Consider the following 15417-nt stretch of genomic DNA (forward strand, 5'->3'; position numbering starts at 1 on the left):
CAATGATTGCGGACGGGCCGGCTCTGCGATAGGCGAAGGCCAGATGCGCCCGTCGATAAGGCTCAACCGTTTGTCCCACGTTCCCTTTCCCCGATGCTTTTGCCCGTCCGCCCGCGCGGCGCTGCTGGGCGGCATCGCACTGCTCGCGATCCCGCAGGCGTTCGCGCAGGAAGCGCCCGAACCCCGCCTCAACGAGCCGCAGGCGCCCGTCAGCGCGCCCGATGCGCCCGCCCCGGCGAGCGACGACCAGATCGGCTTCGCCGCCGATACCCTGGAATATGACAGCAATACGGAGGTCGTGACCGCCAGCGGCCATGTCCAGCTGGTGCGCGAGGGCAACCGCCTGCGCGCAGACCGGGTGGTGTGGAACCGCACCAGCGGCAAGGTGGAGGCGCAAGGCAATGTCTCGGTCACCGACCCGGAAGGCAACACCGCCTATGGCGACCGCTTCGACGTCACCGACACGCTGAAGGACGGCGCGGTCGACAATATGCTGCTGGTGCTTCAGACCGGCGGGCGGCTGGCGGCGGTGAAGGGCGAGCGGGCGAACGGCGTCTATACGCTGCACCGCGCCGCCTATACCGGCTGCTCGGTGGAGGATGGCGACGGTTGCCCCAAGGAGCCGACCTGGCAGATCAACGCCGTCAAGGTCGTGTACGATCCCACGCGCGAGCGCGTGAGCTACACCAACGCCAATGTCGAACTGTTCGGCCTGCCGCTCATTCCGCTGCCGGGCCTGTCCCACCCGGTCGGCGACGAAGGCGGCAGCGGCCTCATGGTCCCCAATCTGCGCTACGACCGCAACAACGGGTTCGAAGTGGCGCTGCCCTATTATTTCAAGCTCGCGCCGAACCGCGACCTGACGATCACGCCGCACGTCTATTCCGACGCGCTGCCGATGCTGGAAACCAACTACCGGCATCTGTGGGATCGCGGCGCCTATCAGGTGACGGGCTATGTCACCTACGGCCGGCGCGTCGGGACGGGGGAAATCGACCCCACCCTGCCCGCCAATTCGCAGAAGGACGTGCGCGGCTATCTGGAAACCAGCGGCGCGATGCAGCTGACGCCGGAATGGAGCGTCGACGGATCGGTCCGCGTGGCCACCGACCGCACCTTCCTGCGCCGCTACGACGTCAGCCGGGACGACCGGCTGCGCTCGACCATCGGCGCGCAACGGATCGGCGACAACAGCTATTTCTCGCTGCGCGGCTGGGCGGTGCAGACGTTGCGCCAGGGCGATTCGCAGGGGCAGCAGCCAATCGCCCTTCCGGTGCTCGACTATCGTTACCGCATGACCGACCCGTTGCTGGGCGGCGTTCTCCAGTTTCAGGCGAACACCCTCGCGATCAGCCGCACCAGCGGGCAGGATACGCAGCGTGCCTTCGCCGGCGCGGAATGGAACCTGCGCACGCTGACGGGCCTTGGCCAGGAAGTGACCTTCACCGGCTATCTGCGCGGCGACCTCTATCACAGCAGCGACCGGCTGCTGAACCCGATACCCGCCTATGCCGGCGATGCAGGCTGGCAGACCCGCGGCATCGCGGCGGCGGCGATCGACATGCGCTGGCCCTTCATGGGCGAGGCGCTGGGCGGCGTGCAGCGCATCGCGCCCCGCGTCCAGATCGTGGCCGCGCCGCATCTTGCCAACCTGTCGCTCCCCAATGAGGATGCGCGCGCCGTCGACCTGGAGGACAGCAACCTCTTCGCGCTCAATCGCTTCGCTGGCTACGACCGGTTCGAGGACAGTTCCCGCGTCACCTATGGCCTTGAATATGGACTGGAAATCCCGAACGTCTCGATCCAGGCGAATATCGGCCAAAGCTACCGGCTGGACCGCCGGCCAAGCATCCTGCCAGACGGTACGGGCCTGTCCGGTCGGCTGTCCGACATCGTCGGCCGCACCACCATCCGCTACAAGGATTTCGTGGCGCTCACCCACCGCTATCGCCTGGACAAGGACAGCCTGGCCGTCCGCCGCAACGAGATTGACGCGACGATCGGCAGCAAGTCGACCTATGTGATGGCGGGCTATCTGCGCCTCAACCGCAATGCGGTCGCGGGCGTGGAGGATTTGCAGGACCGGGAAGAGCTGCGCCTGGGCGGCCGGGTACAGTTCGCGCGCTTCTGGTCGGTCTTCGGCTCGACGGTGATCGACCTTACCGACGCGCGCGAAGATCCGATCAGCATGTCGGACGGCTATCAGCCGGTCCGCCACCGCCTCGGTGTCGCTTATGAAGACGATTGCCTGACGCTGGGGCTGACCTGGCGGCGCGACTATCAGGCTAATGGCGACGCGCGAAAGGGCAACAGCTTCCAGCTTCGTCTAGCTTTCCGCAATATTGGCATATAAGGAACAGGCTCCCGCGATCCTGTCAGGGCCGGTTAAGGCGCGACGGAGCATCACGCTCCGTACCGTAGTGGAGATTATTGCCGACGATGTTGCCTGTCGTTTCCCCGACCTTCGTTTCGCTGCCCGCCCGCCTGTTGCGGGGCATCCGCCCCTGCCTGTCGGGCCTGTGCCTCTCCACCGCGCTGGTCGCGACCGCCGTCCAGCCGCTCGGCGCGCAGACGGTGGACGAGGATGCGATGGACGTCCAGTCGCAAGGCCTTAACCTGCCCAAGGACCTGACCGTCTTTGGCAAGAGCGATCCCAACGTCCGCAAGGCGACGGCCATCGTCAACGGCCGCATCATCACCGGCACCGACGTCGATCAGCGCCTCGCCCTCATCATCACCGCCAATGGCGGCAAGGTGTCGGATGAGGAACGGGAGCGGCTGCGCGTGCAGGTGTTGCGCAACCTGATCGACGAGACGCTGGAGATTCAGGAAGCCGCTGCCAACGACATCAAGATCGCGCCCGAAGAAGTGAACCAGAGCTATGAGCGGGTCGCGGGCAATTTCCGCCGCTCGCCCGCTCAGTTCGACGAATATCTGCGCAGCCAGGGCAGCAGCGCCGCCAGCATCAAGCGCCAGATCGAGGGCGAACTGGCGTGGAGCCGCCTCCAGCGCCGCAACATCCAGCCCTTCGTCAACGTGTCGGAAGAAGAAGTGAAGGCGGTGATCGATCGCCTGAACGCGGCCAAGGGCAGCGACGAATTCCGCCTCGGCGAAATCTATCTGTCGGCGACGCCCGAAAATCGCGAGCAGATCATCGCCAACGCGCGCAACATCATCGAACAGATTCGCAAGGGCGGCAGCTTCCAGGCCTATGCCCGGCAGTTTTCCGAAGCGTCGACGGCGGCGGTCGGCGGCGACCTGGGCTGGATCCGGCCCGCCCAGCTTCCCGCCGAACTGGCGCAGGCCGCGACCGAGATGCAGGTGGGCCAGATCGCCGGTCCGATCGAAACCGTCGGCGGCGTGTCGATCCTCTACGTCATCGACAAGCGCAAGGTCCTGACCGCCGATCCGCGCGATTCGCTGCTCAGCCTCAAGCAGCTGTCCGTCCTCTTCCCGCAGGGCACGACCAAGGAACAGGCGAGCGCCAAGGCCGCCAGCTTCGCCGCTGCCGTCAAGGAAATCAAAGGCTGCGGTCAGGCGAACGAGGTCGGCGCACGCGTCGGCGCGGACGTGGTCGACAATGACAATGTGAAGGTGCGCGACTTGCCGCCGCAGCTTCAGGACATCCTTATCAACCTTCAGGTGGGCGAAGCGACGCCGCCCTTCGGCTCGATCACCGACGGCGTGCGCGTGTTGGTGGTATGCGGCCGCGACGATCCGCAGTCCGCCGGCGCGCCCAACGCCGAACAGATACAGGCGCAGCTGGAGGAAGAACGGGTCAACAAGCGGGCGCGCATCTATCTGCGCGATCTTCGCCGCGATGCCGTCATTGAATATAACTGACGCGCCCCTGCCCGCGCCCTTCGCCGTCTCGCTCGGTGATCCGGCGGGCATAGGCCCGGAAATCGTCGCCAAAAGCTGGGTGATGCGGGAGGCGCGCGGCCTGCCGCCCTTCTTCGCGGTGGGCGATCCCGCCTCGCTGCGCGCGGTCTGGCTCGGCCCGATCCAGTCGATCGCCGCGCCGGAGGAAGCGGCCGGCGTCTTCGCGTCCGCCCTGCCCTGCCTCCAGGTCGCTGACGCAGGGCCGGTCACGCCCGGCAGCCCGACCATCGATGGCGCGCGCACCGCGCTGGAGGCGCTGGAGGTGGCGGTCGGCCTCGCCCGCTCCGGTTCCGCCGCCGGCATCGTCACCGCGCCGGTGGGCAAGGAGCAGCTCTACAGCGTCGGCTTCACCCATCCCGGCCAGACCGAATTCATTGCCGAACGCTGCGGCGTCGCCCCGCACAACGCGGTCATGATGCTTGCCGGCCCGTCCTTGAAGGTCGTGCCGATCACCATCCACATCCCCCTGGCCGATGTATCGGCCGCGCTCAGCATCGACCTGATCCGGGCGCGGGCGCTTATCACGGCCAGGGGTTTGCAGCGCAGCTTCGGCATTGCCCGCCCCCGCCTGGTCGTCGCGGGCCTCAATCCCCACGCGGGGGAAAACGGCGCGCTCGGCCGGGAGGAGATCGACGTGATCCGCCCCGCGATCGAACTGTTGCAGGAGGACGGGCTGGACATTGTCGGCCCGGTTGCGGCCGATGGCATGTTCCACGCCCGCGCGCGGGAAAATTACGACGCGGCGCTCTGCATGTACCACGATCAGGCGCTGATCCCCATCAAGACGCTGAATTTCGACGAAGGCGTCAACATGACGCTGGGCCTGCCGATCGTGCGCACTTCGCCGGACCATGGCACCGCCTTCGGCATTGCGGGGAAGGACGTCGCCAATCCCGGCGCGATGATCGCCGCGCTCAAGATGGCCGCCGAATCCGCCCGCGCCCGCCTCCTCCATGGCTGACATGGCCCCGGCGCCAAGGTCAGCCCTGCCGCCGCTGCGCGACGTCATCGCGCGCCACGGCCTGGCCGCCAGCAAGGCGCTGGGGCAGAATTTCCTTCTCGACGAACAGCTGCTCGACCGTATCGCCGCCATTCCCGGACCGCTGGAAGGCCAACCCGCTTTCGAGGTCGGCCCTGGTCCCGGCGGCCTCACCCGCGCGATCCTGCGGGCCGGCGCGCGGCTGGTCGCGGTGGAGCGCGACGATCGCTGCCTTCCCGCGCTCGCCGAAGTGCAGGATGCCTTTCCCGGTCAGCTCCGCGTCATCGCCGGCGACGCGATGCAGGTCGACGCGCGCGCGGAGGCAGGCGACGGCGCGCACATCATTGCCAACCTGCCCTATAATGTCGGCACCCCGCTGCTGGTCGGCTGGCTCTCCGCCGACTGGTCGCCGCTTCCCTGGTGGAACAGCCTGACGCTCATGTTCCAGATGGAGGTCGCCGAACGCATCGTCGCGAAACCCGGAACGGATCATTATGGCCGGCTCGCCGTCCTGTCCCAGTGGCGCAGCGACGCGCGCATCGCGATGAAGGTTCACCGCAGCGCCTTCACCCCGCCGCCCAAGGTCATGTCTGCGGTGGTGCACCTGACGCCCAAGTCCGCGCCTGAAGGGGTCGCGCTCAGGCATCTGGAGCGCCTCACCGCCGCCGCATTCGGCCAGCGCCGCAAGATGCTGCGCCAGAGCCTCAAGGGCCTGCCAGGCGCACTGGATGCGCTGGCGCGGGTCGGCATCGATCCGCAGCGCCGCGCGGAAACGGTCAGCGTCGAGGAATTTGTCGAAGTGGCGCGGATTTTAGGCCGTTGACCGGCGGTCTCGAAAAATTCCCGTTCCCCGGCGCATTGAGGCGCTAGCCCATGCCGCGCCTGATCCTGTTCAACAAACCCTATGACATGCTGTCGCAGTTTACCGACCGGAACAGCCCGACGACGCGCGCCACCCTGTCGGACTGCATCGCCATCCCGCACGTCTATCCCGCCGGCCGGCTGGACCGCGACAGCGAAGGGCTGCTGCTGCTGACCGATGACGGCCGGCTCCAGGCGCGCATCGCCGACCCGAAGTTCAAGCTGCCGAAAACCTATCTGGTCCAGGTGGAAGGCGATGTGACGGACGATGCGCTCGCCACCCTGCGCGGCGGCGTCCTGCTGAAGGACGGCATGACCCGCCCGGCGCAGGCGGAGCGGATCGACGCGCCCGACATCTGGCCGCGCGATCCGCCGATCCGGGTGCGCCAGACCGTGCCGGACAGCTGGATTCGCCTTACCATCCGCGAAGGCCGCAACCGTCAGGTGCGGCGCATGACGGCGGCCGTGGGCCACCCCACGCTGCGGCTGGTGCGCTGGTCGATCGGGGACTGGACGCTCGCAGGCCTCTCACCGGGCGCGTGGCGCGAGGACGCTGCTTGACGGCCAAGGCTGGGATCGCCGGCAAAGACCGGCGCCAGCCCTCAGCATATTGCCAACGCCATGCGCGCGACCATGCGCGCTCGCTTATTGCGTCTCGGTCGGCACCTTGTTCGGGGCGGGCACCGCGGACTTGTCGGTCATCGCCACGGCGGGCGGCCCTTTCTGGATCGCGGCGGACAGCCTGGTCACCGGCGCGCAATCGGCCTTGCACAGCTTCTGCGCCTGCGCCAGCACCTCCTTCGCCCGCGCCACCGCGCCCTTCTCCATCATCGCCTCGCCCTGACCCGCAAGCGCCACGACATCGGTGGGGTCGAGCAACAGCGCTTCCTTGTACAGCCGGATCGCCTTGCCCTGCAGCCCCTGCGCGCGCGCAACCTCCGCCAGTTCGACATAGGCGGCACGATTGCGGGGATCGACCGCCAGCGCGCTTTCCAGCGCATCGGTCGCACCGTTCAAGTTACCGGCCCGATGGGCTGCCTCGCCCGCCTTCTGCCATTCGATCGACTGGGGATTGATCTGATTGTCGGGCTTCTGGCTGAGACCGACGCTGGACACGGTGGCCAGAACGGCGGCAAGGGCAATCGAGGCAGGGGTAAAACGCATCACTAACTCCGGCCATGTTTCAGGCGTTGATTCTCGATCCTCGCGATTTTGCAGCCGCTTGTCCATGGTCGATTATGACGGCTTCCGGCGCATCCGCGCGAAGAAGAAGCCGTCCGTCCCGTCATGGCCGGGCGTCAGCAGCCATCCCGCCCCGTGCGCCCGCCCGACCGGCAGCGCCGCCGGCTCGGCCGTCCACCCCACATTGCGGCTGATGAAAGCGTCCACCTGATCGCGCCCCTCCCGATCCGTCAATGCGCATGTGGCATAGACCAGCGCGCCGCCGGGCGCCACCAGCGGCGCGGCGAAATCCAGTATCCGCGCCTGCTCGGCCACCAGCCGGTCGAGCCGCGCCGGGGTCAGCCGCCAGCGCGCTTCGGGATTGCGCCGCCAGGTTCCCGTGCCCGAACAAGGCGCGTCCACCAGCACCATGTCGGCCTGTCCGGTCAGCCGCTCCAGCCCCCGCGCCTCATGATTTTGATCGATCAGCCGCGTTTCGATGAAGGTTGCGCCTGCCCGCTGCGCCCGCGGCTCCAGCCGGGCAAGGCGCGAGCGGATCGTATCGGCAGCGATCAGCGTCCCGCGCCCTTCCATCGCGGCGGCCAGCGCCAGCGTCTTGCCGCCCGCCCCGGCGCACAGGTCGATGGCGATCATGCCCGGCCGCGCCTCGCACGCCGCAACGATCAACTGGCTGCCCGCATCCTGCACCTCGACCAGGCCGTCCTTCCATGCGGCCGACTGCTCGACGGGAAAGCCTTCGGGCAGGCGCAGCGCGTCGGGCACGCCGGCGACCGGCTCTGCCTCCGGTAAAAGCGGCAGGACAGCCGCCGGCTCCGCTTTCAGCCGGTTGACGCGCAGGTCCACGGGCGCCCGCCCCAGCAACGCGTCCTGCTCTACGTGAGCCGCCAGCAGCGGCGCGAGCCAGCCAGGCACAGACCCGCCCTGCGCCCCCGCCTCTCCCGGTTCGATCGGCAGCGGCGCGTGCGGCGATCCGTCGAACAGCGCGGCGACGTCCGGCCGCTCCAGCGCCAGCCCGATCATCGCCGCCCGTCCCGTCTCCGGTCGCTCGCCAGCGCGGCGGATGGCGTCATAGACATGATCCCGCACCGCCCGGCGGTCACGCGACCCGGCGTAGCGCCGCTCCTTGAAATAGCGCGCGATCAACGTGTCCGCCGCCGGGCCGCCATCGCGCGCCGACGCAATGATCGCGTCCAGCAAGTCGATCGCGGCCTGTATGCGGGCGGCGGGCGTCATGCCGCGCAGCCCTTAACGCGTCGGATAATTGGGCGCTTCCCGCGTGATCGTGACGTCATGCACGTGGCTTTCCGACAGCCCGGCGTTGGTGATCTGCACGAAGCGCGCGCGCTCCTGCAGGTCCTTGATCGTGCGGCTGCCGGTATAGCCCATGGCCGCCTTCACGCCGCCGACCAGCTGGTGGATGACATCCTTGGCCGGCCCCTTGAACGGCACCTGCCCCTCAATCCCTTCGGGCACCAGCTTCATCTGGTCCTTGATGTCCGCCTGGAAATAGCGGTCGGCGCTGCCCCGCGCCATTGCGCCGACACTGCCCATGCCGCGATAGCTCTTATAGGCACGGCCCTGGTAGAGGAACGTCTCGCCCGGCGCTTCGGCCGTTCCGGCGAGCAGCGACCCCACCATGACACAGCCAGCGCCCGCGGCCAGCGCCTTGGCCACGTCGCCCGATGTGCGAAGCCCGCCGTCGGCAATCACCGGAACGCCTTGCTTCGCCGCTTCCTCGGCGGAATCCATGACAGCGGTCAGCTGCGGCACGCCCACACCCGCGACGACGCGCGTGGTGCAGATGGACCCCGGCCCGATGCCCACCTTCACGCAGTCCGCGCCCGCGCCGATCAGCGCCTTGGTCGCCTCGGCCGTGGCGACATTGCCCGCCACGACCTGCACATGGTTGGACAGCTTCTTGACCGCTTCCACCGCGACGGCGACCTGCTTGCTATGGCCATGCGCGGTATCGATGACGATCAGGTCGCACTCCGCGTCGATCAGCGCCTTGCTGCGCTCCAGCCCCTGTTCGCCCACCGTGGTCGCGGCGGCGACGCGCAGCCGGCCGGCATCGTCCTTGGTCGCCTGGGGGTAAGTGACGGCCTTCTCGATATCCTTGACGGTGATGAGGCCGACGCAATGATAGGCATCGTCCACCACCAGCAGCTTCTCGATCCGCCGCTGGTGCAGCAAGCGACGCGCCTCGTCCTGTCCCACCCCGGCCTTGACCGTGGCCAGATTGTCCTTCGTCATCAGTTCGCTGACCGGCTGCTCGGGATTTTCGGCGAAGCGGGTGTCGCGATGAGTCAGGATGCCGACCAGCTTGCCCGACTGTTCCACCACCGGAATGCCGCTGATCTTGTGCCGCTGCATCAGCATCTGCGCGTCCGCCAGCGTGGCGGTGGGCAGGATGGTGATGGGATTGACCACCATGCCGCTCTCGAACCGCTTGACCGCGCGCACCGCGTCCGCCTGCTCCTCGACGGTCAGGTTCCGGTGCAGCACGCCGATGCCGCCCAGCTGCGCCATCACGATTGCCATGTCGGCCTCCGTCACCGTGTCCATGGCGGACGACAGGATCGGGATGTTGAGCTTGATCTGGCGCGTCACATAGGTCGACGTGTCCGCCTGGCTTGGCAGCACATCGGATTCGCCGGGCTGCAACAGCACGTCGTCAAAGGTGAGGCCAAGGCGGATGTCCATGGAAAAGGGCCACTTTCTTCTGTGGAACGCACCGATAACGCTGGCGGGTCCCGGGGATTTGTGGCGGCCCATGTAACCACTTGCGCGGCCCACGGCCAGACCCCAGGGCGCATTTTGTTGCACCTGCGTCGGGGGCGGTGACGAAAGCGTCCTCCCGCCCGCCTGCGCCTGTCAGGCGATCGCCGCGGACGTTTCGCACAGCGCCTTGAACTGCGCCATCATCTGTCCCCATCCGGCCTCGAAGCCCATCTCCTCGTGCCGCGCCTTGCCCTCCGCGTCCCAATGCCGCGCGGTCGCGGTGAAACGGGTGCCATCATCCTGCGCCGCAAAATCCCAGATCGCCGTCAGGAACGGCGCCTGCGGAATCCATCCCGCGCGAAAGGCGTCGGTGGTCACGACCCGCCTGCCCGGAACCACCTCCAGGAACACGCCCTCCATGGGGCCGGTCTCCTCGCCATCGGGGCCGAACATCTGCACCGCGCTGCGGCCGCCGGGGCGCATATCCTCTTCGATCACCTCGGCCCGCCAGGGCTTGGGGCAGAACCATTGGTCCTTAAGGTCGGTCCACACTTTCCAGCAGATTTCGGGCGGCGCGGCGACCAGGCAGCTCACCGACAGTTCGTGGATCTCGTCGCTCACACGCTCTCTCCCTCGAAAGCCGCCTGCATGGCGGCGCTATCCAGCTTCTGCATCGTCATCATGACCGCCATCATCCGGGCGATGCCCGCCCGGTCGCCGCTGCGGTAATTGGCCATGATGCCGCGCGTCGCCAATTGCCAGGACAGGCCATATTTGTCCTTCACCCATCCGCACGGTCCCGGCGATCCGCCATCGGCGGTCAGCGCGTCGAAATAGCGGTCCAGTTCCGCCTGGTCCTCGCACGTGACGGACAGCGACACCGCTTCGTTGAAGGTGAAGTGCGGCCCGCCGTTCAGCGCCTGGTAGCTCTGGCCGCGCAGCGTGAATTCGACCAGCAGCACCCGGTCTTCCGGCACAGGCGCGGGCGTCGGATTATCCTGCGGATAATGGCTGATATGGTCCACAGACCCGCCGAACACCGACACGTAAAAGCGCGCCGCTTCCTCCGCCTGCCCGTCGAACCAGAGGCAGGGCACGATCCTGTCCGTCATGCCTGCCCCCTGCCGCCGACCAGCGCGAACATCGCGCCCTGTGGATCGGCCGCCTGGATGATCCATCCGCCGCCCGGCACCTCCATCGGCCCATTGAGCACCTGGCCGCCGCCCGCCTGCACCTTGGCGACCGCTTCATCGATGTCGCCCACGACGAAGTAGAACAGCCAGACGGGCGCCGGCACTTCCTTGGGCCGGGGCATGATGCCGCCGGTCATGCTCTGGAAATCGGTCCCGCCGGTCTGGGACACCAGCTGGTAGGAACCCATCTCGCCCATGTCCATCGCCTCGCCCCTCGTCCAGCCCAACTGTCCGGTGTAGAAGGCAAGGTCGCGGTCGAAATCGCCGCTGTATAGTTCGTGCCAGCCGACATGACCCGGCGCCATCGGCGGCGCGGGCTCCATCCCGTCCGGGCTGTTGCCCCTGAGCAGCATGAAGACCGCGCCGCCCGGATCGCTCATCACGGCGAAGCGGCCCACGCCCGGAATATCCTCGGGCGCGCGCATCACCTTGCCGCCCGCCGCGCTCAGCCGCGCCGCATCGGCGTCGACATCGGCCGATCCGACATAACCGCCCCACCAGGGCGACATGCCGCATTGCTTGGCTTCGGCCGGGATCGCCATCACCCCGCCCATCGCGCCCGCGCTGCCGGACAGGACATGATAGGGGTCGTCCGTCCGCTCCCCGCCGAAGGGTTGCGATGTCCAGCCGAGCACGTCGCCATAGAAGGCGAGCGCGGCCTGCGGATCGCTGGTCATCAATTCATACCAGAAGAATTTGCCGGTCGGATCAGCCATCGGTCCTCTCCCTTCCTGTCAGGCGCTGGCGTCGACCAGCACCTCGAAACCGCCGTAGATCAGTCGCGCGCCGATGAAGGGCATGTCCTCGCCCTCCTTGGGCTGCATGCGGGGATCGACCATCACCTTGGCGGAACCGGCGTCGCGGGTTTCCTTGTCAGGCCATTCGATCCACGAAAAGACGACCTCCTCGCCCTCTTCGGCGATCACGGCGGTGCGGAAGTCGTTGACCTTGCCCGGCTTGATGTCGTTCGCCCAGCATTCGACCACGCGGGTCGCGCCATGTTCGATGAAGATCGGCGCGGCATAGGCCGCCACTTCCCTGTACCGTTCCTTGTTGCCCTTGGGCACCGGGATCACAAATCCGTCCATATAAGCCATCGCGTCTCTCCTCTTGTCAGGCGGCGACGGTCGCGGCGCGGTTCGCCTCGATCGCAGCCATCACGTCCATCCAGCAGAAATCCCACATATGCCCGTCCGGATCGGCAAAGCCGCGTCCGTACATGAAGCCATGATCCTGCACCGGGTTGGGCTCCGTGCCGCCTGCCGCCAGCGCGCGTGCCATCACCGCGTCCACCGCCTCGCGGCTGTCCTCCGTCAGGCACAGCCCCATCTGCACGACCTCCCGCGCATCGGCGATCGGGCGCTCGGTGAAAGTGGCGAAGCGCTCCCGCGTCAGCAGCATCGCGTGGATCGTGTCGGAAAAGCTCATCATCTGGGCGCTGCCGTCCGCGAAATCGTCGTTCCGCACCGCGCCCACCGCTTCGTAAAAGGCGATGGACGCTGGCAGGTCGCGGACCGGCAGGTTGACGAACATCATCTTGGGCGTCTGGTTTGACATTCGATCTCTCCCTTCGAATGGCTGCCGGCCGGTCGCGCGTCCCTTGCCGCGACTCACCGCTTGAACTTTGTGCGCCTCTGAATTATTAAAAGCAACAGGTAAGTTAGAAAAGATAACTAAATATGACTCAGAGCCGCAAACGCGCCTATCAGGACGGCTGCGCTGTCGCCCATGCCCTCGACCTTATCGGCGATCGCTGGGCCATGCCCATCATGCGCGAGTTGATGCTGGGGCCCAAGCGCTTCACTGACCTGCGCGCCGGTCTGCCCGGAATCAGCGCCAACGTGCTGACCCAGCGGCTGGAGGAGCTGGAGGCGGCCAGCGTCCTGGTCCGCCGCCGCCTGCCGCCGCCCGCAGCCAGCCGAATCTATGAGCTGACGCCTTGGGGCCGCGAATCGGAAATCCTGTTTCAGGTGCTGGGCCGCTGGGCCTGCCGGTCGCCGACGATGGAGCCGGGCAAGCCGATGAGCCAGGCGTCGGTCGTGCTCTCGATGCGCACCATGATCGCGCGCGACCGCATCGGCGACATGGACGCGACCATCGGCTTCCGCTTCGGCGAGGAGGAATTTCGCGCCATCGTCCGCGACGGCGACTTCCAGATGGATCGTGGCGATGCCGGCGGCGCGGACGTCCTCTTCGCCGGCGACCAGAACGCGCTGGCCGCATTGCTTTATGGCGGCGCGTCCCTGGACGACCTCAAGGGCGCGCTGACGGTCGAAGGGGACAGGGATGTGGCCGAACGCTTCGCCCGGCTCTTCCCCCTGCCCCCCAAGGCCCCGTCGACGGTCAGTGCTGCTGATTGAGCGCCGCGAACACCTGATCGAAGTCACCGCGCCTGGTCGCCTCGCTCAGGAACTTGACGCGCTCGACATGGATTTCCGCTGGCGTCGGCTGCTGCCGCAGCAGCGCCATCGTTTCGGCGATATAGTCGCTCAGCTTCATCATGTCGGCATTTTCGGCATGGCCCGGCATCAGGTCCGTCTGCACCCCGGGCGGCACGATCTCGATCAGTTCGACCCGCCTCCTGAGCTGCTCGCGCATGGACAGCGACCAGCTGTGGATCGCCGCCTTGGTCGCGCTGTAGGTCGGCGTGGCCGCCAGCGGGACGAAGGCCAGTCCCGACGATACGGTCAGGATCGCGCTGTTCGCCTGCGCCTCCAGTTGCGGCAGCAGGGCATGGGCCAGGCGGATCGGCCCCAGCAGGTTGGTGGCGATGGTCGCCTCCGCCACGTCCAGGTCGATGCCCTGTTCGGCCACCATGATGCCCGCGTTCAGCAGCACGGCATTCAGCGCCGGGAAATCGGCCACGATCCTGTCCGCGAACGCTGCGACTGCGTCGGCGTCCGTCATGTCCAGCGTCATCGTCGCCATGCCGGGATGGTCCGCCGCAACCGCGTCCAGCGCGGCCTGCCGCCGTCCGGCGATGATGACCTGATTGCCGGCCGCATGGAATTCATGCGCCAGGGCCGCGCCGATGCCCGATCCGCCGCCGGTGACGAGAATGGTGTTGGCTGAACTCTGCATGGGAAAGCTCCTTTCTTCTGGCTTCCCCGCTTATCTAGCGCTACACTCTCTTTTGGAAAGACGGCACCATAAAGTGCCATACGCACCCGAAAGTGACCAATGCAGAAATCCATGGCAAATCGGTTCACTGCCGACGAAATTTCTCAGGCGAATGCCTATTTGGACCACCCCGGTGACACATGCGATCCGCGCATCGAACGGCTCGTCAACGACCTGATCGGCCGGGTGGCCGACAAATGGACGTTGCTGGTGCTGGAAGAACTGGAGGAACGCGGGACGCTGCGCTTCACCGAAATCGGTCGCGCGGTGGACGGCATCAGCCAGAAGATGCTGACGCAGACGCTGCGCCAGATGGAACGGGACGGGCTGCTGACCCGCACGGTGCATCCCGTCGTGCCGCCGCGCGTCGACTATGCGCTGACCCCGCTCGGCAACAGCCTCAGCGCCGCCTTTTGCGGCGTCTGGATGTGGGCCGAACGCCATCTGGAGCAGGTGGAAACCGCGCGCGCCGCCTTCGACGCGCGCGATTGATCCGCGGCTCTATTCGCTGTCCGCCGGCACCGGCTGCACGACCAGCTTGGGCACACTATTGTCCGGCAGGGTGCGGCTGACCGGTGGCGGTCCCGATGGCGCGGTAGCCGGCATGGGCTGCGTTGCCGGCGCAGGACTTGTCGGAGCGGAAGACCAAGGAGCACCAGCCGGAACGGCCTGAACCGTCGCGCCGGGACCGGCAGGAGACGGCGACACAGGAGACGGCGACACAGGCGAAGGCACCGCAGGGGACGGCGCGGCCGGAGCCGGAACGGTGGTGGACGGCGTGCTCGCCGCAGGACCGGCCGGAACCGGCACATTGGCGGACGGCATGCCCGTCATGCCGCTCGGCGTCGGCATGCCCGGCTTCCACCCGGCCGGCGCTTCGCCCGGGGGCACCGGCGGCGGCGGCAGCGGCGTGGGCGACAGCCGCAACGTCACCGTCCCGCCGAAGCGCGACTGCCATTCGGCCAGACGGCGCAGATAATCGGCATAGGCGGCGTAAAATTCCTGAAACGGCTTTTCCAGCTCGGCCAGCCATTGCGGCGCGTTCAGCAAAAGCTGGGACGATGGCGTCGAAAGCACCTTCGCGCCGACGGCCACCGCCACCGGGCAGAAATTCTTGATGACCGGCGGCAGCGCGAAGAAATTATAGACGACGGTGTTCAACCGTTCGCGCGTACTCACCGCCGACCGGCCGTAGGCGACGGTGTAGTTGCGGTCCACCGCATCGTTGGCGCTGTCCAACATGTCGCGGTGCATCGACAGGATCTGGTTGTACTGGAGCCGCGCGGTCGGTCCATATTTTTCGCAATTGAGCGCGCCAACATTCAGCGCCATGCGCACATGCCACAAGGCCGTGTTCGACGTGACGCCGCGATTGGCGGTCAGATATTTGCCGTCCGCATCCTTCTCCGGAATGCTCATCCCTTCCACCGCATTGTCCGGCGGCACGTCGAACACGGCCTTGTGGCATGTGCGCATGGC

General features: G+C 67.2%; 17 protein-coding genes. 7 read left to right on the top strand and 10 right to left on the bottom strand.

Annotated elements, in window-relative coordinates:
• The first annotated feature begins 70 nt into the window (after window positions 1–70).
• The 5 genes from AX724_RS12280 (at window position 71) to AX724_RS12300 (ending at window position 6283) form a co-directional block, all read left to right on the top strand.
• Entirely contained in the window at window positions 71–2353 is a 2283-nt protein-coding gene (locus AX724_RS12280; RefSeq protein WP_443018709.1) for an LPS-assembly protein LptD, read from the top strand.
• A gap of 86 nt (window positions 2354–2439) precedes the next feature.
• Window positions 2440–3843, top strand: coding sequence for a peptidylprolyl isomerase (locus AX724_RS12285; RefSeq protein WP_066766827.1), 1404 nt, complete (start codon window positions 2440–2442; stop codon window positions 3841–3843).
• Window positions 3821–4843, top strand: coding sequence for a 4-hydroxythreonine-4-phosphate dehydrogenase PdxA (pdxA, locus tag AX724_RS12290; protein ID WP_066766880.1), 1023 nt, complete (start codon window positions 3821–3823; stop codon window positions 4841–4843). Before AX724_RS12285 ends, pdxA begins: the two co-directional genes overlap by 23 nt.
• A 1-nt stretch (window position 4844) precedes the next feature.
• Window positions 4845–5684: a 16S rRNA (adenine(1518)-N(6)/adenine(1519)-N(6))-dimethyltransferase RsmA gene (rsmA, locus tag AX724_RS12295; protein ID WP_066766882.1), complete on the top strand. Its 840-nt coding sequence runs from the start codon at window positions 4845–4847 to the stop codon at window positions 5682–5684.
• Window positions 5685–5734: 50 nt separating this feature from the next.
• Window positions 5735–6283, top strand: a complete 549-nt coding sequence (locus tag AX724_RS12300; protein WP_066766830.1) for a pseudouridine synthase — start codon at window positions 5735–5737, stop codon at window positions 6281–6283.
• A gap of 84 nt (window positions 6284–6367) precedes the next feature.
• On the opposite strand, the gene AX724_RS12305 is transcribed toward AX724_RS12300, so the two are convergent.
• The 8 genes from AX724_RS12305 to AX724_RS12340 all read right to left on the bottom strand — a co-directional run bounded on the left by AX724_RS12305 (window position 6368) and on the right by AX724_RS12340 (window position 12375).
• Window positions 6368–6886 (bottom strand): tetratricopeptide repeat protein, encoded by a 519-nt coding sequence (locus AX724_RS12305; RefSeq protein ID WP_066766841.1) that lies wholly within the window; start codon window positions 6884–6886, stop codon window positions 6368–6370.
• A gap of 72 nt (window positions 6887–6958) precedes the next feature.
• Window positions 6959–8137: an RsmB/NOP family class I SAM-dependent RNA methyltransferase gene (locus AX724_RS12310; protein WP_066766844.1), complete on the bottom strand. Its 1179-nt coding sequence runs from the start codon at window positions 8135–8137 to the stop codon at window positions 6959–6961.
• A gap of 12 nt (window positions 8138–8149) precedes the next feature.
• Window positions 8150–9607, bottom strand: coding sequence for an IMP dehydrogenase (gene guaB, locus AX724_RS12315; RefSeq protein ID WP_066766847.1), 1458 nt, complete (start codon window positions 9605–9607; stop codon window positions 8150–8152).
• Window positions 9608–9778: 171 nt separating this feature from the next.
• Window positions 9779–10246 (bottom strand): SRPBCC domain-containing protein, encoded by a 468-nt coding sequence (locus AX724_RS12320; RefSeq protein WP_066766850.1) that lies wholly within the window; start codon window positions 10244–10246, stop codon window positions 9779–9781.
• Entirely contained in the window at window positions 10243–10737 is a 495-nt protein-coding gene (locus AX724_RS12325; RefSeq protein WP_066766851.1) for a VOC family protein, read from the bottom strand. Before AX724_RS12325 ends, AX724_RS12320 begins: the two co-directional genes overlap by 4 nt.
• On the bottom strand, window positions 10734–11534 hold the full coding sequence (locus AX724_RS12330) for a VOC family protein (RefSeq protein WP_066766854.1): 801 nt from the start codon (window positions 11532–11534) through the stop codon (window positions 10734–10736). Before AX724_RS12330 ends, AX724_RS12325 begins: the two co-directional genes overlap by 4 nt.
• Before the next feature lie 18 nt (window positions 11535–11552).
• Window positions 11553–11915, bottom strand: a complete 363-nt coding sequence (locus AX724_RS12335; RefSeq protein WP_066766856.1) for a DUF1428 domain-containing protein — start codon at window positions 11913–11915, stop codon at window positions 11553–11555.
• A gap of 16 nt (window positions 11916–11931) precedes the next feature.
• Window positions 11932–12375 (bottom strand): VOC family protein, encoded by a 444-nt coding sequence (locus AX724_RS12340; RefSeq protein WP_066766858.1) that lies wholly within the window; start codon window positions 12373–12375, stop codon window positions 11932–11934.
• A gap of 122 nt (window positions 12376–12497) precedes the next feature.
• Here AX724_RS12340 and AX724_RS12345 point away from each other — a divergent pair, with 122 nt between their 5' ends.
• Window positions 12498–13178 carry a winged helix-turn-helix transcriptional regulator gene (locus AX724_RS12345; RefSeq protein WP_066766860.1) on the top strand — a complete coding sequence of 227 codons (681 nt, stop codon included), beginning with the start codon at window positions 12498–12500 and terminating at the stop codon, window positions 13176–13178.
• Here AX724_RS12345 and AX724_RS12350 read toward each other — a convergent pair.
• Window positions 13162–13899: an SDR family oxidoreductase gene (locus AX724_RS12350; RefSeq protein WP_066766869.1), complete on the bottom strand. Its 738-nt coding sequence runs from the start codon at window positions 13897–13899 to the stop codon at window positions 13162–13164. The two genes, AX724_RS12345 and AX724_RS12350, sit on opposite strands and share 17 nt — an antisense overlap.
• 111 nt (window positions 13900–14010) lie before the next feature.
• On the opposite strand from AX724_RS12350, the gene AX724_RS12355 reads away from it, so the two are divergent.
• Window positions 14011–14430 carry a winged helix-turn-helix transcriptional regulator gene (locus AX724_RS12355; RefSeq protein WP_443018710.1) on the top strand — a complete coding sequence of 140 codons (420 nt, stop codon included), beginning with the start codon at window positions 14011–14013 and terminating at the stop codon, window positions 14428–14430.
• Between the two features lie 9 nt (window positions 14431–14439).
• Here the strand turns inward: AX724_RS12355 and AX724_RS24060 are convergent.
• Window positions 14440–15417: hypothetical protein (locus AX724_RS24060; protein WP_197421571.1), on the bottom strand; the 978-nt coding region annotated here is incomplete at its 5' end.

This window comes from Sphingobium sp. CCH11-B1, assembly GCF_001556865.1.
Classification (GTDB): domain Bacteria; phylum Pseudomonadota; class Alphaproteobacteria; order Sphingomonadales; family Sphingomonadaceae; genus Sphingobium.